Annotated in this window: 18 protein-coding genes; 14 read left to right on the top strand and 4 right to left on the bottom strand. The window is 71.7% G+C overall.

The features are described from left to right. Positions 1–11: 11 nt before the first annotated feature. Both KVA01_RS00565 and KVA01_RS00560 read right to left on the bottom strand, forming a co-directional pair. Complete coding sequence (locus tag KVA01_RS00565; RefSeq protein WP_068466861.1) at positions 12–809, bottom strand: phosphatase; 798 nt, start codon at positions 807–809, stop codon at positions 12–14. Then, positions 784–2,055, bottom strand: coding sequence for a glycosyltransferase (locus tag KVA01_RS00560; RefSeq protein WP_233438716.1), 1,272 nt, complete (start codon positions 2,053–2,055; stop codon positions 784–786). Before KVA01_RS00560 ends, KVA01_RS00565 begins: the two co-directional genes overlap by 26 nt. 98 nt (positions 2,056–2,153) lie before the next feature. Between KVA01_RS00560 and alr the strand changes: the two genes are divergently transcribed. The 6 genes from alr to tsaD all read left to right on the top strand — a co-directional run bounded on the left by alr (position 2,154) and on the right by tsaD (position 9,037). After that, a complete protein-coding gene (gene alr / locus KVA01_RS00555; protein WP_068466863.1) occupies positions 2,154–4,217 on the top strand; it encodes an alanine racemase in 2,064 nt (687 codons plus the stop codon). Positions 4,218–4,408: 191 nt separating this feature from the next. After that, the gene (deoD, locus tag KVA01_RS00550) at positions 4,409–5,131 is read left to right on the top strand and encodes a purine-nucleoside phosphorylase (RefSeq protein ID WP_068466865.1); all 723 of its coding nucleotides are present in this window, start codon (positions 4,409–4,411) and stop codon (positions 5,129–5,131) included. Positions 5,132–5,136: 5 nt separating this feature from the next. After that, positions 5,137–6,663, top strand: a complete 1,527-nt coding sequence (locus KVA01_RS00545; protein ID WP_141268506.1) for an MFS transporter — start codon at positions 5,137–5,139, stop codon at positions 6,661–6,663. Between the two features lie 82 nt (positions 6,664–6,745). Next, positions 6,746–7,429: a tRNA (adenosine(37)-N6)-threonylcarbamoyltransferase complex dimerization subunit type 1 TsaB gene (gene tsaB / locus KVA01_RS00540; RefSeq protein ID WP_141268504.1), complete on the top strand. Its 684-nt coding sequence runs from the start codon at positions 6,746–6,748 to the stop codon at positions 7,427–7,429. Continuing rightward, positions 7,426–7,968, top strand: a complete 543-nt coding sequence (gene rimI / locus KVA01_RS00535; RefSeq protein ID WP_371858558.1) for a ribosomal protein S18-alanine N-acetyltransferase — start codon at positions 7,426–7,428, stop codon at positions 7,966–7,968. The genes tsaB and rimI overlap by 4 nt, the downstream gene beginning before the upstream one ends. Further along, positions 7,955–9,037, top strand: coding sequence for a tRNA (adenosine(37)-N6)-threonylcarbamoyltransferase complex transferase subunit TsaD (gene tsaD, locus KVA01_RS00530; RefSeq protein ID WP_141268502.1), 1,083 nt, complete (start codon positions 7,955–7,957; stop codon positions 9,035–9,037). Before rimI ends, tsaD begins: the two co-directional genes overlap by 14 nt. A gap of 10 nt (positions 9,038–9,047) precedes the next feature. Here the strand turns inward: tsaD and KVA01_RS00525 are convergent, their stop codons facing one another. Together KVA01_RS00525 and KVA01_RS00520 are read right to left on the bottom strand one after the other, a co-directional pair. Then, complete coding sequence (locus KVA01_RS00525) at positions 9,048–10,193, bottom strand: glutamate--cysteine ligase (RefSeq protein WP_068466873.1); 1,146 nt, start codon at positions 10,191–10,193, stop codon at positions 9,048–9,050. A 97-nt stretch (positions 10,194–10,290) separates the two neighbouring features. Beyond that, entirely contained in the window at positions 10,291–11,601 is a 1,311-nt protein-coding gene (locus tag KVA01_RS00520) for a THUMP-like domain-containing protein (protein ID WP_082810156.1), read from the bottom strand. 292 nt (positions 11,602–11,893) lie between these two features. On the opposite strand from KVA01_RS00520, the gene groES reads away from it, so the two are divergent. The 8 genes from groES to guaA all read left to right on the top strand — a co-directional run bounded on the left by groES (position 11,894) and on the right by guaA (position 22,152). Beyond that, a complete protein-coding gene (gene groES / locus KVA01_RS00515; RefSeq protein WP_035959438.1) occupies positions 11,894–12,190 on the top strand; it encodes a co-chaperone GroES in 297 nt (98 codons plus the stop codon). A gap of 94 nt (positions 12,191–12,284) precedes the next feature. Beyond that, on the top strand, positions 12,285–13,871 hold the full coding sequence (gene groL / locus KVA01_RS00510) for a chaperonin GroEL (protein WP_068466875.1): 1,587 nt from the start codon (positions 12,285–12,287) through the stop codon (positions 13,869–13,871). Between the two features lie 170 nt (positions 13,872–14,041). Further along, positions 14,042–16,096 (top strand): acyltransferase family protein, encoded by a 2,055-nt coding sequence (locus KVA01_RS00505; RefSeq protein ID WP_141268500.1) that lies wholly within the window; start codon positions 14,042–14,044, stop codon positions 16,094–16,096. A 98-nt stretch (positions 16,097–16,194) separates the two neighbouring features. After that, complete coding sequence (gene guaB, locus KVA01_RS00500) at positions 16,195–17,691, top strand: IMP dehydrogenase (RefSeq protein ID WP_068466958.1); 1,497 nt, start codon at positions 16,195–16,197, stop codon at positions 17,689–17,691. Between the two features lie 47 nt (positions 17,692–17,738). Then, positions 17,739–18,860 carry a GuaB3 family IMP dehydrogenase-related protein gene (locus tag KVA01_RS00495; protein ID WP_141268498.1) on the top strand — a complete coding sequence of 374 codons (1,122 nt, stop codon included), beginning with the start codon at positions 17,739–17,741 and terminating at the stop codon, positions 18,858–18,860. 63 nt (positions 18,861–18,923) lie between these two features. Beyond that, a complete protein-coding gene (locus KVA01_RS00490) occupies positions 18,924–19,925 on the top strand; it encodes an SURF1 family protein (protein WP_141268496.1) in 1,002 nt (333 codons plus the stop codon). Next, positions 19,918–20,511, top strand: a complete 594-nt coding sequence (locus KVA01_RS00485; RefSeq protein ID WP_141268494.1) for a DUF3817 domain-containing protein — start codon at positions 19,918–19,920, stop codon at positions 20,509–20,511. The genes KVA01_RS00490 and KVA01_RS00485 overlap by 8 nt, the downstream gene beginning before the upstream one ends. Before the next feature lie 42 nt (positions 20,512–20,553). After that, the gene (guaA, locus tag KVA01_RS00480; RefSeq protein ID WP_141268492.1) at positions 20,554–22,152 is read left to right on the top strand and encodes a glutamine-hydrolyzing GMP synthase; all 1,599 of its coding nucleotides are present in this window, start codon (positions 20,554–20,556) and stop codon (positions 22,150–22,152) included. Positions 22,153–22,220 lie beyond the last annotated feature (68 nt).

The raw sequence follows: 22,220 nt of genomic DNA, 5'->3' as shown, positions 1-22,220 counted from the left end.
CGGCGGAGCCGTCAGGCCCGGTCCTGGCCCGCGAGGCCCGCGCGGGAGATGACGTAGTCCACGAGCGGGTCGTAGAGGTGGGGGGCCACGTTGTCGTCCATGGGCACGACCACGCCGATCTGGTCCTGCGCCTGGGCCACGAAGACCCCGGGATCGTTGCAGTCCCCGATGGCAATGGTCGTCAGGCCCGCGCGGGAGCCGGCGTAGCCCGCCATGCCGTGGTCCGCGACCACCAGGTCCGGCATCTCTCGTCCCTGTTCGCGCAGGTGCTCGAGCACGAGCTTCATGGGTTCGGGGAAGTGGGTGTGGCGCAGCCCGCCGTACTGCTCGGCCATCACGACGTCCTCGACCTGGCGGACGTCGCCGTCCTCGAAGGGCAGGGCCTCGTCGAAGCGGATCACGCGGGCGCCCGCGGCGCGTGCCACGCGGGCGAGCCGGGCGTACACCGGAGCGAGTCCTGCGGGGTGGCCCGTGGCGAAGAGCAGCCGCTTGCGACCCTGGACGGCCTGGCTGAAGACCTCGGCGTAGGCGTCCAGCGCACTCACGCACAGCTGCGCGGAGATGGAGTCCTGGCCCTGCGTGTAGGAGGGGTCGTCGTTGATGCCCACCCGGTCCCGCATGAGCTCGAAGACGGAGTCCCAGGTCCAGTCCTTGCGCCGCTTCACACCCATGTGCTGGTGCTGGTCGCCGTCCAGGAAGCCCTGGATGTTGCGGAGATTGGCCTCGCGGGGGGTGGCGACGGCCCCGGTGATGCGGGAACGGTCCAGGTAGCGGGCGAGGGCGTCACGGCTCAGGTACGCGGTGGTCACACGTGGGAGTGTAGGCGCTGCGGGCGGCACGCGCACAGGCGAGGTACACGTCCGCGTGGTGCGCGGCGACGTCGTCCCAGGTCAGCTCGTCCGCCCGCAGCCGCGCGGCGTGGGACATGGCCCGCCAGGCGCCGGGGTCCCGGGCGGCGCGGTGCATGGCGTTCGCCCACTGTGCCGGGTCCCGGCCGGGCACGAGCCACCCGGTCTCGCCGTGGCGCACGGCGAACCGGAGACCGTCCACGTCCGTGGCCATCACCGGTGTCCCGCAGGCCTGGGCCTCCACGGCCACGAGCCCGAACGTCTCGGAGGAGGACGGCACGGCCACGGCGTCCACGTCACCCATGAGCCGGGCGAGCTGCCGGCGGGGGAGGGAGCCGATGAACTCGACGGCGTCCGCCACACCCTCCTCGGCGGCCGTGGCGTGCAGCTCGGCCAGGAAGGCGGGCGAGCCCACCCCGGCCAGGACCACCCGCACCGGGGTCTCCGGGTGCTCGCGCCGCAGGATGCCCCGCGCGCGCACGAGCACCTGCTGGCCCTTCAAGGGCTGCATGCGCCCGGCGCAGAGCACCGTGAAACCGGGACGGGCCGCGCGGTCGGGGTCCTCGGGCGGGTGGAAGACGGTGGGGTCCACCCCCGGCGGGATCACGGTCACCCGTTGCGGGTCCGCGCCGTAGAGCCGGACCATCTGCTCCTTCTCCACGGGCGTGTTCACCACCGTGCGGCAGGCGCCGGCGACGGCGCTGCGCTCGGCGTCCTCGCGCTCCCGGGGCTCCGGGGTCTCACCGGGACCCGCGCGCAGGTTCTTCGCGGCGGCGGAGGTGTGCAGGGTCAGCACCACCGGGACGTCCAGGTTGCGGGCGGCCTCGAGGGCGGCCACGCCGGAGAGCCAGTAGTGGGCGTGCAGCACACTCGGGCGACGTCCTGTCCGCCCGTAGTGCGTGGCGAGCGCACGTCCGAAGTCCGGGGCGAAGCGCGGCAGGCCCTCCTTGGGGGTCTGCGCCGCACCCGGCAGCGCCACGCCCAGTAGCCGGACGCCGTCCGCCACGCGGGTCTCGCGCACGCCGGGCTCGTGGGAGGGGTTGCGGTCCAGGGTGGCCATGTCCACGCGCCACCCGGCCTGGCCCAGGGCCCGCGCCAGGTGCCACACGTAGACGTTGAGCCCGCCCGCGTCCCCGGAGCCGGGCTGGTCCACCGGAGAGGTGTGCATGCTCAGCAGCAGGACGTGGCGCGGATCGGGGTGGGGCACGGGACCACACTACCGGCGCGCGCTGTCGCGGCGTCGTCGTCGTCCGACTCCTGTGCCGCCCGCCCCGCGCGCAGGGCACAATGGGGTGCGTGAGTGTGATGACGTCGTGGCAGCCCCAGGAACCCAGCGAGCGCAGTGCCGTGGTGGATCTCTCCGCCGTGTGGCACAACGTGGTGAGACTCACGCAGCTCGCCCGCGGCCGGAAGCTGATCGCCGTGGTCAAGGCGGACGCCTACGGCCACGGGGCGCCGGAGGTGGCCCGCACGGCGCTCGCGGCGGGGGCGGCCATGCTCGGCACGGCGCACGTGTCCGAGGCCGTGGCCCTGCGCGAGGCGGGGATCGCCGCGCCGGTGATCGCGTGGCTGCACACCATGTCCACGGACTTCGACGAGGCCCTGCACCAGGACGTGCGGCTGGGCATCAGCGGGTGGGAGTTCGACGCCGTGCTGCAGGCCGCGCGCCGCACCGGCACCACTGCGGTGGTCCACCTCAAGCTCGACTCCGGGCTGGGCCGCAACGGCGCGACCCCCGAGCAGTGGCCCGGGCTCGTGGAGCGCGCGGCCCGTGCCCAGGAGGAGGGCCTGCTGCGGGTGGAGGGCGTGTTCACGCACCTGGCCGTGGCGGACGAACCGGGCCGCGAGGAGACGCAGCAGCAGCTTGACGCCCTCACGGACGCCGTGCGCACCGCGCGCAGGGTCGGCCTCACGCCCTCGCTCGTGCACGCCGCCAACACACCGGGCCTGCTCTCCGCGGACCGGCTGGAGGACCCCGACTCCATGCTGCGCGACGCCGTGCGCGTGGGTCTGGGCATCTACGGTCTGAGCCCCTTCGAGGACCGCACGCCGCAGGACTTCGGCCTGATTCCGGCCATGACGCTGCGCGCCCGCGTGGCCAACGTCAAGGCCGTGCCCCGGGGCAGCGGAGTCTCCTACGGGCTGGGCTACCGCACCGCGCGGGACACCCACCTGGCCCTGATCCCGCTGGGCTACGCGGACGGTGTCCCGCGCGTGGCCACCGGGGCACCCGTGCGCATCGGCGGCCGGGTCTACCCCGTGGTGGGCCGGATCGCGATGGACCAGTGCGTCGTGGACCTCGCCCTGGGCCACACGGTCACGCCCGCGGGCGCTCCCGAGGCCGAGGCGGTCGTGGACGAGGCCGTGGACCCGCTCGTGCACATCGGGGACGAGGCCGTGCTCTTCGGGGCCGGGGACCACCCCTCCGTGACCGAGTGGGCCGACGCCGCCGGGACCATCAACTACGAGGTGGTCACCCGGATCTCCCAGCGCGTGCCCCGCGAGCACACGAGCCACAGCCACCTGACCCTCGGGGACGTCACCGTCTCCCGCAGCGCGAGCGCCCTCGCCGCGCACAGCATGCCGCAGGACCCGCGCCCCACGCGTGCCTCGGAGGGCGAGGCCTTCGAGCAGCCCAACTGGACGCTCACGCTGCACCCCACGAGCCCGGAGCAGACGCGGGGGATCGCCGAGCGCCTGGCCCCTCACCTGCGGGCCGGGGACCTCCTCATGCTCAACGGTGAGCTCGGGGCCGGCAAGACCACCTTCACGCAGGGGCTCGGCCACGGCCTGGGCGTGCGCGAGGGCATCATCTCGCCCACGTTCGTGCTCAGCCGCCGTCACCCCAACCTCCCGGACGGCCCGCGCCCCGGGGGCCCGGACCTCGTGCATGTGGACGCGTACCGCCTGGACACGGCCGCGGACCTGGAGTCCATCGACCTGGAGGACACGCTCGACAGGTGCGTCACGGTGGTCGAGTGGGGCTCCTCGAAGGTCGAGCACCTGAGCGAGTCCCGCCTGGTGGTCGACGTCGTGCGGCCCCAGGGCGTCAGCGCCGTGGGGCCGGAGCACCACGGGCCGCCGACGCTCCAGTACCAGCTGCACCGCGACGACGCCGGCCGCACCGTCTCCCTCGACACCGCCGGTCTGCCCGTGATCACGCAGCCGGCCCCTGTCACCGGGGCCGTCCCGGTGGTGGCCGAACCGGCCACCACGCAGGACCCCGACGCCGGGGAGGCTGGTGACGTGGCGGACGCGATCCGCGCCCTCAACCACGAGTGGGAGGACGAGGATCAGGACGGCGACGAGCCCCGCACGCTGATCATCCGCGGCTACGGGCCCCGCTGGTCGGACCGCCTGGACCTCTGAGGGGGCGGCGTCGACGAGCATGGTCGGCCCCGGCTCGACAGGCCCGCCCGCCCGCGTGTCGCGGGGGCCCGCGTGGCAGAATGCGGGTGAGCCTGCACGTCACGCCCGGCGGCACGGCCCCGGGGGTCTCGACGTCGCAGTCGGCCCGCGGGCGGTCTGCAGACTTTGCGAACCGACCCGAGGAGAAGGCAATGCCCGCGACAGGGACATCGACACCGCACATCAAGCCCGACGGGGCGCCCATCGCCGAGACGATCCTGCTGCCCGGGGACCCGCTGCGCGCCAAGTTCATCGCCGAGACGTTCCTCGAGGACGCCGTGCAGTTCAACTCCGTGCGCAACATGTACGGCTACACCGGCACCTACCGCGGCCGGGAGCTGTCCGTGATGGGCACGGGCATGGGCATCCCCTCGATCGCGCTCTACAGCTGGGAGCTGATCCACGTGTTCGGGTGCACCAAGCTGGTGCGCGTGGGCTCGTGCGGCGGTCTCTCCGGGGACCTTGACCTGGGTGACCTGGTGCTCGCCCAGGCGGCGTCCACGGACTCCAACTACCTGGCGCAGTTCGACCTGCCCGGCACGTGGGCACCCACCGGGTCCTTCCGGCTGCTGGACCACGTGTACCGCGCAGCCGGTGAGCGTGGCCTCACCGCCCACGCCGGCAACGTGTTCTCCTCGGACACCTTCTACCACGCGCAGGAGGACACCGCGCAGCGCTGGGCGAAGATGGGAGTGCTCGCGGTGGAGATGGAGACCGTGGGGCTGTACGCGAACGCAGCTGCGGCGGGGGTGGAGGCGCTGGCCGTGTTCACGGTCTCGGACAACCTCGTGACCCACGCGCAGATGACCCCGGAGGAGCGCCAGACGGGGTTCGCGAACATGATCGAGCTGGCCGCAACCGTGACGGAGCTGTGAGCGAGATGACGCACCCAGACCAGAACCCGGACCGCGGCGCGGGCGACGCGAGCGCGGGACCCGTCAGCGCGGCCTCGACCCCGGCAGCGGCGGTCCCGGCCACCGGGGCGGGCACGGCGGCGCCGGCTGCCCGCCCTCGCACGGGTGGCGTGGACCCCCGCCGGGCCGTGCCTGTGCTGCTGTTCCTGTTCATCTTCTGCCTGGTGGTGGACCAGGGCTTCAAGTTCACGTCCCAGCCCATGGCGCGGGCGCTGAACCTCAGCGAGTCCACGGTGAGCCTGCAGGCCACGCTCACCGGCGTGCTGATCGGCATCGGCGCCGTGGTGTACTCCGCGCTCGCGGACTCGATCGCCATCCGCAAGCTGCTCTACCTCAGCGTGGGGCTCGTGGTGGTGGGCTCGGTGATCGGCTTCGTGGGCAGCGCGTCCTTCGGGGTGGTGCTCGTGGGGCGCATCGTCCAGACGGCGGGCCTCGCCGCGGCGGAGACCCTCTACGTGGTCTACGTGACCAAGCACTTCCAGGGCGTGGAGCTGAAGAAGTACCTGGGCTTCTCCAACATGTCCTTCCAGCTGGCGTCTCTGATCGGCACGCTGATCTCGGGCTTCCTGGCCACGTACGTGTCCTGGACCTGGATGTTCCTGGTGCCCCTGCTCATGGTGCTCTCCCTGCCGTTCATCAAGAAGCGCGTGCCGGACGACGTGGCGCACACCAGCTCCGGCGTGGACGTCTACGGGCTGTTCCTCGTGGCGGTGATCGCGACCGGCGTGATTATGTTCATGCAGGCGTTCACCTGGTGGTGGTGGATCCCGGTGCTGATCGCGGGTGCCCTGTTCATCCGCCACGTGCGCACCAACCCGAACGCGCTCGTGGACTGGTCCTTCTTCACCAACCGCCCCTACATGAGCGCCCTGGTGATCGTGTTCATCATCTACTCGGTCAACCTGGCGTTCGTGTTCCTGTTCCCGTTCGCGATCCACGGCGTCCACGGCATGGCCATGGACAAGGTCTCGATGCTCACCATCCCCGGCTACGTGCTGGGAGCGTCCACGGCGGCGCTGTCCGGCGTGGTCAGCAAGCGGCTGGACTCGAAGCAGGCGGTCACGCTGGCGCTGTGCCTGCTCGCGGCGGCCCTGGCGGTCGCGGGGATCTTCGTCAACGTCTCCGTGGTGGCGATGGTGGTGGCCATGGCCATGTTCTCGGTGGGCTTCGGGCTGCTCTACGCGCCGCTGCTGTCCAGCGCGCTGCTGCTCATGCCGGCCGCGAAGTCCGGCGTGGCCGTGGGCTTCTACAACCTGGTGATCAACGTGGCCTCTCCCATCGGCGTGGCCTACACGGCCATGCTGATGTCCGGGAAGCCCACGTGGTTCAGCGGGCTGAGCGTGGGCGGCACCCCGGAGGGCGACTACTTCGGGACCATACTGTGGCTGCTCGTGGGCATCACCCTGGTGGGCCTGCTGGCCTACCGCGTGCTGTTCGGGATGATCGAGCGCAGCGACGCCCGCGCGGCGCAGCGCCTGGCGACCCAGGAGTAGGCGACCACCGCACGGAGCCCCTCCGAGCCTCCCACCGGGAGTGCCCGGAGGGGCTCCGTGCGTGCGGGACTAGACTGTCCGGGTGCTTGTGCTGAGTCTGGATTCCTCGTCGATCGCGTCCGTGGCGCTGTCCCGGGACGGTGAGGTGCTCGAACGCTTCGACACCACCGACACCCGCTCCCACGCGGAGGCCCTGGCTCCCGCCGTGCAGGAGCTGATGGCCCGCGCGGGACTCACCGGCGCGGACCTGGACGCGGTGCTCGTGGGCACCGGCCCGGGGCCCTTCACGGGTCTTCGCGCCGGGCTCGTGACCGCGCGCACGCTCGGCTTCGCCTGGGACCTGCCCGTCCACGGGCTGTGCTCGCTCGACGCCGTGGCCCACCGCGTGGGGCCCCTCGCGCTCGCCGCGGGGCACCCCGAGTTCGCCGTGGCGATCGACGCGCGGCGCAAGGAGCTGTACTGGCGCCGCTACCGCGTGGCGGAGGAGGGCGGCGTCGTCGTCCTGCCCGCGGGCGATCCTCAGGTCTCGGCCCCCGAGCAGCTGCCGGACGTCCCCTGCTACGGCTCCGGAACGGCGCTGTACCCGGACCGCGTGCCCCGCCCGGCCGTGGAGGGCACGGACGTGGCCCCGAGCGCGGCAGACCTGGCCCGCGCGGCGTGGTCCGTCACGAGCCGCGGCGGTGAGCTGAGCACCGACACCTCGCCCCTCTACCTGCGCGAGTCGGACGCCAAGGTCCCGGGGGCACCCAAGCGGGCGACCTCGTGAGCGGGCACGGCGCGGCGAGCGCGGCCGTGGCCGGCCTGCCCCGCGGCTACGCGCTGCGGCCCATGCAGCCGGAGGACCTGGAGGTCGTCCACGCGCTGGAGACCGAGCTGTTCCCCGAGGACGCCTGGCCCGCGCAGATGTTCCACGAGGAGCTCGCGCACCCCACGCGGCGCTACTGGGTGGTGACCCGGGACCGGGAGGTCGTGGGCTACGCGGGGATGATGTGCATCCCGCCGGTCGCGGACGTGCAGACCATTGCCGTGGCCCGGGAGCACGAGGGCAGGGGACTGGGGGCCACGCTGCTGCGCGTGCTCCACGAGGAGGCCCTGCGCGGCGGCGCGCACGAGATGATGCTCGAGGTCCGCGCGGACAACCCACGGGCCCAGGCGCTCTACCGCCGCTTCGGCTACGACCACATCCACACCCGCGCCGACTACTACGGCCCGGGCCACGACGCCCTGATCATGCGCTGCGAGCTGGAGCCCGCCGGCCGGCAGGAGCGTAGCGCGGACGGAAGGACCGTCCATGAACACCGCTGACCCCCTCGTGATGGGCATCGAGTCCTCGTGCGACGAGACCGGCGTGGGCATCGTGCGCGGCACCGAGCTGCTGACCAACACGGTCTCCTCCTCGATGGCCGAGCACGTGCGCTTCGGGGGAGTCATCCCGGAGATCGCCTCCCGCGCGCACCTCGAGGCCTTCGTCCCCACCGTGCGCACCGCGCTTGCGGACGCCGGCGTGAGGATGGCTGAGATCGACGCGATCGCGGTGACCTCCGGGCCCGGGCTCGCCGGAGCGCTCATGGTGGGCGTTGCCGCGGCCAAGGCGCTCGCGGTGGCCACCGGGAAGCCCCTCTACGCCATCAACCACCTCGTGGCCCACGTGGGGGTGGGTCTGCTGGGCGACGGCGGCGAGCTGCCCCCGCACCTGGGCGCGCTGCTCGTCTCCGGCGGGCACACGGAGATCCTGGCGGTCCAGGACATCACGAGCGACGTCCGCCTGCTCGGCTCCACGATCGACGACGCCGCCGGCGAGGCCTACGACAAGGTCGCCCGGCTGCTCGGCCTGTCCTACCCCGGTGGCCCGGCGATCGACCGGGCGGCGGCGGAGGGGGACCCCGAGGCGTTCTCGTTCCCGCGGGGACTCACCGCGGGCAAGTACATGGGCTCGGCGGAGAATCCGGGACCGCACCGCTACGACATGTCCTTCTCCGGGCTGAAGACCGCGGTGGCGCGCGTGGTCGAGACGTTCCACGCCGCCCGCCGGCCCATTCCGGTGGCGGACGTGGCCGCGAGCTTCCAGGAGTCCGTGGTGGACGTGATCTCGCGCAAGACCGTGCTGGCCTGCACCGAGCACGGCATCACCACGCTGCTCATGGGCGGCGGCGTGGCCGCGAACTCCCGACTGCGGGAGGTCGTCACGCAGCGCTGCGCCCGCCACGGGATCACGGTGGTCGTGCCGCCGCTGTCCCTGTGCACGGACAACGGCGCGATGGTCGCGGCCCTCGGTTCCCGGCTGGTCGCGCAGGGGGTGGCTCCCACGGGGATCGCGTTCACCGCGGACCCCGGGCTGCCGGTGACCACGGTGGCCATGCCCGCCGCGGTCTGAACCGGAGACCTCAGCGCGTGGTGCGGTTCTGCTCCACGATGTCACGGACCACGGCGCGCAGGTCCCCGCCGTTCTGCACGGCCACGCGCCGCTGGCGCTGGTAGCCGGTGGCGCCGGTCATCATGTCCTCCACGTGCGCGAGCTCGGTGGCGCAGTCCAGCTCGCGGGCGATCGGGTCCAGCTTCTCGAGCAGCTCGGTGAGGTCCTCGGTGACGAGCCGCTCGTGGTTCTGTGCGTCCTGGATCACGATCGCCTCCAGTCCGTAGCGCGCCGCGCGCCACTTGTTCTCCTGGTGGTGCCACGGGGGCATCACGGGGATCGCCTCGCCGCGGTCCAGGGAGCGCGAGAAGGACTCCACGAGACACTGGGTCAGGGCCGTGAGCGCCCCGACCTCGCGCAGCGTGGAGGGCCCGTCGCACGCGCGCATCTCCACGGTGCCGAAACGGGGCACGGGGCGGATGTCCCAGCGGTTCTCGGAGATCTCCTCGATCACGCCGGTGCTCATGAGGTCCCCCACGTAGGACTCGTACTCCTCCCACGTGTCGAAGTGGAAGGGCAGCCCCGCGGTGGAGAGCTGCTGGAAGATCAGGGCGCGGTGGGAGGCGTAGCCGGTGTCGTGGCCGCACCAGTACGGGGAGTTCGCGGACAGGGCCAGCAGGTGCGGGTAGTAGTTGAGCAGGCCGTCCAGGATGGGCAGGGCCTTGTCCCGGTGGTTGATCCCCACGTGCACGTGCATCCCGAAGATCACCATCTGGCGGCCCCAGTACTGGGCGCGGTCCAGCACCTTGTAGTAGCGCTCCTTGTCCACCACGGGCTGCTCGGTCCAGTCGGAGAACGGGTGGGTGCCCGCACCGAAGATCTCCAGCGAGCGGGGGTCGGTGATCTCCCGGATCCGGTCCTGGGTCTGGGCGAGGTCCTCGACGGCCTCGGCCACGGTGTCGCTGACGCCGGTGACCATCTCCACGGTGTTCTGCAGGAACTCGCCGGTGACCCGGGGGTGGTCCCCCTCCTCGCCGAGCTCCGGGTGCTGCGCCACGACGGCCTCGAGGACCTCTTCCGCGCGCGGGGCGAGCTCGCCGGTGGAGCGTTCCACCAGGGCCACTTCCCACTCCACGCCGAGGGTGGAACGTTCTGAGCTGCGGAAATCAATGTGCACGGCGTGGTCCTCTCGTGGGTGCGCCGGGGGTGGTGGTCGTGGCCCTGAGCGGAGATCGTCCTCCGGGACCCGGCCCCTCACCGCGGCACAGGGAGCATCAGCTTACGGGGTCCACCGCCAGCACCACACGTCGTTGACGTTGCGAGTTCTGCACGCGCGTCATCACCAGGGTCGCGCGTGCGGAACCGCGCGGGGCGAGCTGTTTGCGCAGCTGCTCGGGGGTGACGTCCGTGCCGCGCTTCTTGATCTCCAGGGTCCCCACGTCGTGCTCGCGCACCCACTTCTTCAGCACCTTCACCGTGTGGGGGAGCACCTCCCGGACCTCGTAGGCCCGCGCCAGCGGCGTCCGCACGAGCTCGTCGGAGCTCAGGTAGGCGATGGTGGGGTGCACGAGGTGCGCGCCCATCCGCTGGGCGAGGTCCGTGACGAGCCCGGCGCGGATCACGGCGCCGTCGGGCTCGTACAGGTAGCGCCCCACGGGACCGAGCAGCTCGCCCTCGGGTGCCGGGGAGTGCCACGAGTCGGAGGTCAGCTCCGCGGCCGCCCCGGCGGCGTCGTGGTCCTCCGCGGGCTCCGACGACGACGCCGCGGGGCCCGGGCCGCGCCCCAGGACCAGTGCCGCGCGGGCGACGTCCGGGCGGCGCACGGTGTTGAACCACAGCACCGCCTCGACCACGTCCCCGTGGTCGGAGACCCACTGCGCCTCCGCGGTGGCCGGGACGTGCTCGTGGGGCAGCCCGGGGCCGAGCTTGGCGCCCACCGCCAGGCCCGTGTCCGCGAGGGCGGTCACGAAGGACAGCGGGGGAGAGAAGGCCTCGGGGTCGAAGATCCGGCGCGTGCGGCCGTCCGCGGACGCCCGGCGCGCGGGGTCCAGCCACACGCCGTCCGCGGGGCCGGCCTCGAGTCCGTCCAGGTCCAGCGTCTCGGCGTCCGCGCACACGACCCGGGCGTCCGGCCAGCCCGTGAGGTTGACCGTGGCGACCGCCGCCGTCAGGGGATCGAGCTCCACGGCCGTGACCGTGCGGTCCAGGGCGGCCAGGGCGAGGGAGTCCGCACCCACCCCGCAGCCGAGGTCCACCACGTGCCGGACCCCCGCCTGGGCGAAGCGCTGCGCGTGCAGGGCCGCCACGGACCAGCGCGTGGCCTGTTCCACGCCGTCCTGCGTGAAGACCATGTGCTGCGCGAACTCCCCGAACTTGGTGCGCGCCCGGTCGCGCAGCCGCGACTGCGTCAGGGCGGCGGAGACCAGCTCGGGGGAGTGCCCTCGCGCCCGCAGGGACTCCGAGAGGGCGAGCGTGGCCGAGGGGTCGTAGGGGCCGAGCTCGTCGAGCAGGCGCATGCCCTCGGGGGTGAGCAGGTGGGCCAGGCCGGCGGCCTCGGGGTCGGCGGGGGCGGGAGAGGTGTTCACCGCTCCATCACACCACGGGTGGGGCGTCGCGCGCGGAGCCCCGCCGCGGCGTCGTCGTCGACCCGTATTCAGCCCACAGGGGAGCGCCGCGAAGCCGCCTTGACCGGGCGCGGGCGGCCTCCCTACAGTAATTCTTGGCACTCTCCTGGTGAGGGTGCTAAAGGCCAGGCGCTCAATCGGCACCGCGACGACGGTTGGCACGCCAACTGGCCTGTGGCGCCCGCGGTCACGGGACCCCGTGACACCGCGCGGACGCACACCGTCTCACACGCCTAGAAGAAAGGGAGAGATCGTGTCGGTCTCCATCAAGCCCCTCGAGGATCGCATCGTGGTTCAGCCGCTGGCCGCTGAACAGACCACCGCCTCCGGTCTGGTCATCCCGGACACCGCCAAGGAGAAGCCCCAGGAGGGCACCGTCCTGGCCGTGGGCCCGGGCCGCGTGGACGACAAGGGCAACCGCATCCCCGTGGACGTCAAGGAGGGTGACGTCGTCATCTTCTCCAAGTACGGCGGAACCGAGGTCAAGTACAACGGCGAGGAGTACCTCGTGCTCCCGGCGCGCGACGTGCTGGCCGTCATCGAGAAGTAACCACCCCACGTCTTTTGAGCGCGGTGCCCGCCGTCCGCCCGCACGGGCAGCGTGGGCACCGCGCCGTCATTTCCTCTTCTCGTAAGGAGCACACATGCCCAAGCAGTTGGTGTTCAACGACACCGCCCGCAAAGCACTCGAGGCCGGTGTCAACCGCCTCGCGGACACCGTCAAGGTCACCCTCGGGCCCCGGGGACGCAACGTCGTCCTCGACAAGACGTGGGGCGCCCCCACGATCACCAACGACGGCGTGACCATCGCGCGCGAGGTCGAGCTCGAGGACCCGTACGAGAACCTCGGTGCGCAGCTCGCCAAGGAGGTCGCCACCAAGACGAACGACGTTGCCGGTGACGGCACCACCACCGCGACCGTCCTCGCCCAGGCCATCGTCAAGGAAGGCCTGCGCAACGTCGCCGCCGGTGCCGCACCCGGTGACATCAAGCGCGGTGTCGAGGCCGCCGTGGCCGCCGTGTCCCAGCGCCTGCTCGACAACGCCCGCCCGGTCGAGGGCCAGGACGTGGCCCACGTGGCCGCGATCTCCGCGCAGTCCACGGAGATCGGCGAGCTGATCGCCCGCGCCTTCGAGACCGTGGGCACGGACGGCGTCATCACCATCGAGGACGGCTCCTCCACCGAGGTCGAGCTGGACGTCACCGAGGGCATGCAGTTCGACAAGGGCTACCTGTCCCCGTCCTTCATCACGGACCAGGAGCGTCAGGAAGCCGTCCTGGACGACACCTACGTGCTGCTGTACCAGGGCAAGATCTCCTCGATCCAGGACCTGATGCCCGTGCTCGAGAAGGTGCTGCAGGCCAAGAAGCCGCTGACCATCATCGCGGAGGACGTCGAGGGCGAGGCCCTGTCCACCCTGGTGGTCAACAAGCTGCGCGGCACGCTGGACGTCGTGGCCCTGAAGGCCCCCGGCTTCGGCGACCGCCGCAAGGCGATCATGCAGGACCTGGCGGTGCTCACGGACGCCACCGTGATCACCCCGGAGCTCGGCATCTCGCTCGACGGCGTGGACCTCTCCCAGCTGGGCACCGCCCGGCGCATCACCGTGACCAAGAACCAGACCACCCTGGTGGACGGCGCCGGATCCTCCGACGCCGTCGCCGAGCGCGTGGCCGAGATCAAGGCGGAGATCGCCCGCACGGACTCCGAGTGGGACCGCGAGAAGCTGCAGGAGCGCCTCGCGCGCCTGGCCGGTGGCATCTCCGTGATCAAGGTCGGCGCCGCCACCGAGGTCGAGCAGAAGGAGCGCAAGCACCGCATCGAGGACGCCGTGTCCTCCACGCGTGCGGCGCTCGAGGAGGGCATCGTGGCCGGCGGCGGTTCCGCCCTGGTGCACGCCTCCAAGACGCTCGACGGCACGGACCTGGGACTCACCGGGGACGCCGCCACCGCGGTGAACATCGTGCGCCGTGCCCTGGTCCAGCCCCTGCGCTGGATCGCGGAGAACGCGGGCCAGGACGGCAACGTCGTGGCCGCCCGCGTGGCGGACATGGAGCCGGGCAACGGCTACAACGCGCTGACCGGCGAGTACGAGAACCTGCTCTCCGCGGGGATCATCGACCCCGTGAAGGTCACGCGTTCCGCGCTGCAGAACGCGGCGTCCATCGCGGCGCTCGTGCTCACCACCGAGACGCTCGTCGCGGAGAAGAAGGACGAGCCGGAGGACTGAGTCCCCGGCACGGCCCCGGGCTGCGGTCCGGGTCCACCGCACGACCGGCGGCCACCCTGAACGGGGTGGCCGCCGGTCGTCGTCGTAGCAGGTGCGGACCGCGGCGGAGCCGGTCGGTTCCGCCGGGACGCACGCCCACGGCCTGGGTGCCGCCGGTCTAGGCTGTCCTGATGCAGAGCGCACGCCGGTCCTCCTCCGTGGGCCGCCGGTTCCGGGACCCGGTGGTGGGACCGCCCGGTTTCCGCCCCGAGGTGCAGGGACTGCGCGCCGTGGCCGTGCTGCTCGTGGTGCTCTACCACGTGTTCATGGGCCGGGTTGCAGGCGGGGTGGACGTATTCCTGTTCCTCTCCGCGTTCTTCATGACGCTGTCCTTCGTGCGCAGGATCGAGGGCGGACGCCGGCCGACGATCGGCCGCTACTGGCTGCACACGTTCAAGCGTCTGCTGCCCCTGGCCACGCTGGTGGTGCTGGCGACCTTCGTCCTCGTGTGGTGCTTCTACCCCGCCGAGGACGCGAGTGGGCTGCGCTCGCAGGGCGTGGCCTCCGTGCTCTACGCGGAGAACTGGTTGCTGGCCGTGCACGCCGTGGACTACTACGCGGCGGACCGCTCCGCCGCCTCGCCGTTCCAGCACTTCTGGTCCCTGTCCGTGCAGGGGCAGGTCTTCCTGCTCTGGCCCCTGGTCTTCGGGCTGGCCTGGCTCGTGAAGCGGCGGACGGGGCGGCGCAGCGTGCCGGTGCTCGCGGTCTGCTTCGGGGCGGTCTTCGGGGCCTCGCTGGCGTGGTCCGTGATCAGCACGCACACCCAGCAGAACTTCGCGTACTTCGACACCCGGGCCCGGCTGTGGGAGTTCGCGCTCGGATCGCTCCTGGCCCTGGCGGTGCCGTACCTGAGGCTTCCCGTGCGTGCGCGGGTGCCGCTGGGGTGGTGCGGGCTGGTGGGTCTCGTGTCCGTGGGGATCGTCGTGGACGTGGCCGGGGCGTTCCCGGGGTGGATCGCACTGTGGCCCCTTCTCTCCGCGGCCGCGATCGTCGTCGCCGGGCGCAGCGGCTCGCCCGTGGGCGTCGACCGCCTCCTGGCGTGGGGTCCGGTGGTGCGCCTGGGCGACGCCGCCTACGCGCTCTACCTGGTGCACTGGCCGCTGCTGGTCACCTGGCTGGTGGTGCGCGACCGTTCGGCCGCCGGGTGGTGGGCCGGCGCGGGGATCGTGGTGGTCTCCGTGCTGCTCGCCGTGCTGCTGACCCGGTTCGTGGAGACACCGCTGCGGCGCTGGGCGTGGCCGGAGGCGAGGAGGTGGCGGCTCGCGCTGGTGATCGCGGTGTGCCCGGGGCTGGTGCTGGCGACCGCCGGCACGTGGGCCGCGCTGGACGGCCGCCGCGCCTCGCAGCTGGCGGCGCAGGCGGGGAGCAGCAACCCGGGGGCGCAGTCCCTGGCCCCGGGGTACGACCCCACCGGGGACCCCAGCGCACCCGTGGTCCCCGCCACCATGGAGGAGCAGTGGGTGGGCCTTCCCCGTGCCTGCGAGGCCGACTACGCGAGCGCGAACCCGGTGGCCCAGGGATTCTGCCGGCAGGACGAGCCGGTGGAGAACCCCACGCGGGTCGTGGCGGTGGTGGGCAACTCCCATATGGAGCAGTACATGGGCGCGATCATCCCGGTCGCGCGGCAGCGCCACTGGCAGCTGGTCTCCCTGCTCCAGCCTGGCTGCGGCTTCGGCCTGGAGGGCCAGTCGGACACGTGCAGGGCGGGCAACCAGGCCGTGCTCTCCTACCTCGAGGAGCTGCACCCGGACGCCGTGGTGACCACCTCCACCCGCTCCGAGCTGATGGACGCCCGGGCCGAGCACGTGGTCAGCGGTCTCGAGGCCGTGACCCGGGAGCTCACGGCGCAGGGCACCACGGTGCTCGGCCTGCGCGACAACCCGAGGCTGGACGTGGACCCCACGCGCTGCGCCCAGCGCAAGGGCTGGGAGGACTCCTCCTGCCGCGTGCCGCGCACGAGCGTGCTGGGGGAGCGGAACCCTGCTGAGTCCCTGGAGTCGGTCCCCGGGTTCGTGGGGATCGACCCGACCGGGCTGATCTGCCCGGGGGACGCGTGCCCGCCGGAGATCGGCCGGGTGGCCGTGTGGCTCGACTCCCACCACCTCACCGGGGACTACACCCGCAGCATGGCGCCGCTGCTGCGCGAGCGCCTCGTGGCCGCCGTGGAGGCAGGCACCGCCGGCTGAGCCCGCGGCGCGAACGCGTCGGAGCCGCGCCGTAGACTGGTGCGGACATCCTCGTCTGAAAGGGACTATTCGTGACTGAACCCGTGCCCACGGCACTGATGGACGACCCGTTCGGATTCACCGGACTGACCTACGACGACGTGCTGCTGCTGCCCGGCAACACGGACGTGATCCCGTCGGAGGCCTCCACCACCACGCGCTTGTCGCGCAGGATCACGCTCCAGGCCCCGGTGCTCTCGGCGGCCATGGACACCGTGACGGAATCCGCAATGGCGATCTCCATGGCCCGTCAGGGCGGGATCGGCGTGATCCACCGCAACCTGTCCATCCAGGACCAGGCGGACCACGTGGACCGCGTCAAGCGCAGCGAATCCGGGATGATCACCAACCCCGTGACCGTGTCCCCGGACGCCACCCTCGCGGAGCTGGACCGGCTGTGCGGCTACTTCAAGGTCTCCGGCCTGCCCGTGGTGGACGAGAACCAGCGGCTGCTGGGTATCATCACCAACCGGGACACCCGCTACCTGCCGGAGAGCGACTTCGAGACCCGGCTCGTGCGCGACGTCATGACCCCCATGCCGCTCGTCACGGGCAAGGTGGGCATGAGCAAGGACGAGGCCCACAAGCTGCTGGCCACGCACAAGATCGAGAAGCTTCCCCTCGTGGACGAGCAGGACCGGCTGACCGGGCTCATCACGGTCAAGGACTTCACCAAGGCGGAGCAGTACCCGCTGGCCACCAAGGACGACGAGGGCCGGTTGCGCGTCGGTGCGGCCGTCGGGTTCTTCGGTGACGGCTGGGAGCGGGCCATGATGCTCGTGGACGCGGGCGTGGACGCCCTGTTCATCGACACCGCCAACGGCCACTCGCAGGGCGTGCTCGAGATGATCGCCCGGCTGAAGAAGGAGCCCGCGGCGGCCCACGTGGACGTGATTGGCGGTCAGGCCGCCACCCGAACGGGTGCGCAGGCCCTCGTCGACGCCGGCGCGGACGCCGTGAAGGTGGGCGTGGGCCCCGGCTCCATCTGCACCACGCGCATCATCGCCGGTGTGGGCGTCCCGCAGATCACCGCGATCAACGAGGCCGCCCAGGTCACCATCCCCGCCGGCGTGCCGCTGATCGCGGACGGCGGTCTGCAGTTCTCCGGCGACATCGGCAAGGCCCTGGTGGCCGGTGCGGACTCCGTGATGCTCGGCTCGCTGCTCGCCGGCTGCGACGAGTCCCCGGGAGAGCTCGTCTTCGTCGCGGGCAAGCAGTTCAAGGCCTACCGCGGCATGGGCTCCCTGGGTGCCATGCAGTCCCGTGGGAAGAATACGTCCTACTCCAAGGACCGCTACTTCCAGGCGGACGTCTCCGACGACCAGAAGCTCATCCCTGAGGGCATCGAGGGCCAGGTGCCGTACCGGGGCCCGCTGGCCTCCGTGCTGCACCAGCTGGACGGCGGGCTGCGCCAGACCATGTTCTACGTGGGCGCGCACGACGTCACGGAGCTCAAGCAGAAGGGCCGCTTCGTGCGGATCACCCCGGCGGGCCTCAAGGAGTCCCACCCGCACGACATCACCATGACCGTGGAAGCGCCCAACTACAAGCGCTGAGCACGCCGCAGACCCTCCGTGCCTGACGCGCGGTGAAAGGACCTCTCGTGAGTTACGACATGGAAATCGGGCGTTCCAAGCGGGCGCGCCGCACGTTCAGCCTGGACGAGATCGCCCTGGTCCCCTCGCGCCGCACGCGGGACCCCCAGGACGTCAGCACCGCGTGGCAGATCGACGCGTACCAGTTCGACATCCCCGTGGTGGGCGCGCCCATGGACTCGGTGATGTCCCCGGCCACGGCCATCGAGCTGGGACGCGCCGGCGGTCTGGGCGTGATCGACCTCGAAGGTCTGTGGACGCGCTACGAGGATCCGCAGCCCGTGCTGGACGAGATCGCGGACCTCAGCTCGGAGCACCTGCCGCAGGCCACGCGCCGCATGCAGGAGCTCTACTCCGCGCCCATCCAGCCCGAGCTGATCACCGCGCGCCTCGCGGAGATCCGGGAGGCCGGGGTCATCGTCTCCGGTTCCCTGTCCCCGCAGCGCGTGGTGGAGCACTACCGCACGGTGCTGGAGGCCGGGGTGGACCTCTTCGTGATCCGCGGCACCACCGTCTCCGCGGAGCACGTGTCGCGGGCCCAGGAGCCGCTGGACCTCAAGAAGTTCATCTACGACCTCGACGTCCCGGTGATCGTGGGTGGTGCGGCGGGTTACACGCCCGCGCTGCACCTGATGCGCACCGGCGCGGCGGGTGTGCTGGTGGGCTTCGGCGGGGGAGCGTCCCTGCGCACCGAGTCCATCCTCGGCATCCACGCGGCGATGGCCACGGCCATCTCGGACGTGGCGGCCGCGCGTCGCGACTACCTGGACGAGTCCGGTGGGCGCTACGTCCACGTGATCGCCGACGGCGGTCTGGGCACCTCCGGCGACATCGTCAAGGCCATTGCCATGGGTGCGGACGCCGTGATGCTCGGGACCCTGCTGGCCCGCGCGGAGGAGGCACCGGGGCAGGGCTGGCTGTGGGGCGCGGAGGCGCACCACCAGCACTCGCCGCGCGGGGTGCGGACCCACGTGGGAACCGTGGGCCCGCTCGAGAAGCTACTCAACGGGCCCTCCCGGCACGTGGACGGCTCCTCGAACGTCATGGGAGCGTTGCGCCACGCCATGGCCACCACCGGCTACTCGGACCTCAAGGAGTTCCAGCGCGCGGACGTGGTCATCCGCGACTGAGCCCAGTGGCAGGCCGGCCCGGCTCGTTGGGAAACGCCCAGGGCGTGACAGTAGGGTTGAGGCGTGCTCAAAACCGCCCTGCGACCCCGTTCACTGGCCTTCCTGGCGGTAGCCCTGCTCGTGGCGGCTCTCTTCGTGTCCCTGAGCATGTGGCAGCTCAATGCCTCCCTGCGCTCCACCACCGTGGCGGACCCCGCGAAGGACCGTGTGTCCTCGCTGCAGGACGTGACCGCTCCCGGTGAGACGGTCACCTCGCAGCAGGCGGACCACGTGGTCTCGGTCGAGGGGCGCTACCGCGCGGACTCCACCGTGCTCGTCCCCGGGCGGCTGCAGGACGGGGCCACCGGGTACTGGGTGGTCACGGAGCTCGTGATCCCGGACTCCCGGGGGCGCTGGGACGTCGCGGACTCGGACCTCGGTCTTGCCGTGGCGCGCGGCTGGGTGGCCTCACCCGAGAAGGCCCCCGCGGCGCCGTCGGGCGAGGTGCGTGTGATCGGACGCCTGCTGCCCACGGACGCCCCGCTGCCGGACCACAACCTGCCCGCGGGGCAGGTGGGGTCCGTGTCCTCCGCGCAGCTGAGCAACCTGTGGGACGCCCCCGTGTACTCCGGCTACGTGGCCGCGTTCTCCGAGAACCCGGCGGCCGAGCTCGCCCCGGTCACCAAAGACCGCGCGCTCGAGCCGTCGGCAGGTCTGATGAGCGCGGGGCTGGGGCGCCTGCAGATCGACCAGCAGCCCACGGACACCTCCCTGCACGCGCTGAACCTCTTCTACGCCATCGAGTGGGTGGTCTTCGCCGGCTTCGCCTTCTTCATGTGGTGGCGCTTCGTGCGCGACGAGCAGCTGCGGCGGGAGAACCCCGAGCAGTACTTCTACTTCGAGGGCGACTACTTCTGGGACGAGGCCGAGCAGTCCTACTACTACTGGGATGCCGAGGACCGGTGCTACTACTACTTCGACGACCAGCCCGCGGTCGCGCAGCAGGCCCGTGCGGACGCCGCCCGGACCCTGTCGCCGCACGAGAACCAGACCCCGAGATCCGACGACGGAGCAACCGATGACTGACCACACGCCGCAGCCCGATCTGCACCCCCGCCCGGTCCGCCGCACCGATGGGGTGCGCGTCACCGCACCCGAGGATGCGAGCCCCGAGCGCGCCACCGTGCCTGACAGCGTGCGCGCCAAGGCCGCCGCGCTGAAGCCGCGGCGTCGTTTCGGCGGCACCGAGGCCCAGATCCGCACCGCGCTGAACGTCTACAAGGTGTGCGCGTGGGTCTCCGGCACCTTCCTGCTGCTGCTCGTGGTGGAGATGATCACCCGCTACGTGTTCCACTACGACCTGATCGCCGGCGGCACGGACAAGGCCACGGGGGCCACCGTGGCTCTGGGATGGCAGAACCTGGACCTGGAGAACCTGGCCGGCGGCGTCAACATCTCCACGTGGGTGCTGATCATCCACGGCTGGTTCTACGTGGTCTACGTCCTGTCGTGCCTGCGGGTGTGGTCGCTCATGCGGTGGCCCTTCGCGCAGCTGATCGTGATGGCGCTGGGCGGCGTGGTGCCGTTCCTCTCCTTCATCGTGGAGCGCAAGATCCACCGCTCCACGGAGGCCGAGCTGGCGGCCAATCCCAAGGCCGCGAAGCGCTACTGAGACCGTCGGGGCGTGTCGGCGGGGTGTTCTAGACTTGTCCGCGTGACTGAATCCCCTGAGAACCTGAGCGACCTGGAGCAACGCCCGGTACTCGTGGTCGATTACGGTGCGCAGTACGCGCAGCTGATCGCCCGCAGGGTGCGGGAGGCGAACGTGTACTCCGAGATCGTCCCGCACACCTGGTCCACCGAGAAGATCCTCCAGCGCAACCCCGCTGCACTGATCCTCTCCGGCGGCCCCGCGTCCGTGTACGCGCCCGGTGCCCCGCAGCGTGACGCCGAGCTCTTCGAGACCGGCGTGCCCGTCCTGGGCATCTGCTACGGCTTCCAGGTGATGGCCAACGCCCTGGGCGGGAAGGTCGAGCGCACCGGCGTGCGCGAGTACGGCGCCACCACGGCCACCGGCACCGCGGACACCGTGGGCACCGTGCTGGACGGCACCCCGGACGTGCAGACCGTGTGGATGAGCCACGGTGACTCCGTGACGGCGGCGCCCGAGGGCTTCACCACGCTCGCCACCACCGAGGGCGCCCCCGTGGCCGCCTTCGAGAACCGGGAGCGCAAGCTCTACGGCGTGCAGTGGCACCCGGAGGTCAAGCACTCCGCGTACGGCCAGAAGGTCATCGAGAACTTCCTGTTCCAGGGCGCCGGGCTGACCCCCACGTGGTCCACCGGCAACATCATCGAGGAGCAGGTCGCCGCGATCCGCGCCCAGGTGGGCGACGGCAAGGCACTGTGCGGCCTCTCCGGCGGCGTGGACTCCGCCGTGGCCGCCGCCCTCGTGCAGCGTGCCATCGGGGACCGGCTCACGTGCGTGCTCGTGGACCACGGCCTGATGCGCCAGGACGAGGTCGAGCAGGTCGAGAAGGACTACGTGGCCGCCACGGGCATCAAGCTGCACATCGCCCGCGAGCAGGACCGCTTCCTGGACGCGCTCAAGGGCGTCACGGACCCGGAGACCAAGCGCAAGGCCATCGGCCGCGAGTTCATCCGTGCCTTCGAGGCCGCGGAGCACAAGGTGCTCAGCGAGGAGGCGCAGGACGGCGAGCCGGTGCGCTTCCTCGTGCAGGGCACCCTCTACCCGGACGTCGTCGAGTCCGGCGGTGGCGAGGGCGCGGCGAACATCAAGAGCCACCACAACGTGGGCGGGCTGCCCGAGGACCTGCAGTTCGACCTCGTGGAGCCGCTGCGCGCGCTGTTCAAGGACGAGGTCCGCGCGGTGGGCCGCGAGCTGGGCCTGCCGGAGAACATCGTGGGCCGCCAGCCGTTCCCGGGCCCGGGTCTCGGCATCCGCATCATCGGTGAGGTCACCGAGGAACGCCTGGACATCCTGCGCCGCGCGGACGCGATCGCCCGCGAGGAGCTGACCCGCGCCGGCCTGGACGACGAGGTCTGGCAGATGCCGGTCGTGCTGCTCGCGGACGTCCACTCGGTGGGCGTGCAGGGCGACGGCCGCACCTACGGCCACCCCATCGTGCTGCGCCCCGTGAGCTCCGAGGACGCCATGACCGCGGACTGGTCGCGGCTGCCCTCAGAGCTGCTCGCGCGGATCTCCAACCGCATCACCAACGAGGTCGAGGAGATCAACCGGGTGGTGCTGGACGTCACGTCCAAGCCGCCGGGAACCATCGAGTGGGAATGAATCCCCCTTCCTGAGTCATCGTCAGTCCCGGTGCGCCGGTCCGCCCCATCCCCCGTGGCGTGCAGACC

Origin of the sequence: Kocuria varians (assembly GCF_006539885.1) — a bacterium.
Classification (GTDB): domain Bacteria; phylum Actinomycetota; class Actinomycetes; order Actinomycetales; family Micrococcaceae; genus Kocuria; species Kocuria varians.
This window is presented reverse-complemented; position numbering and strand designations above follow the sequence as displayed.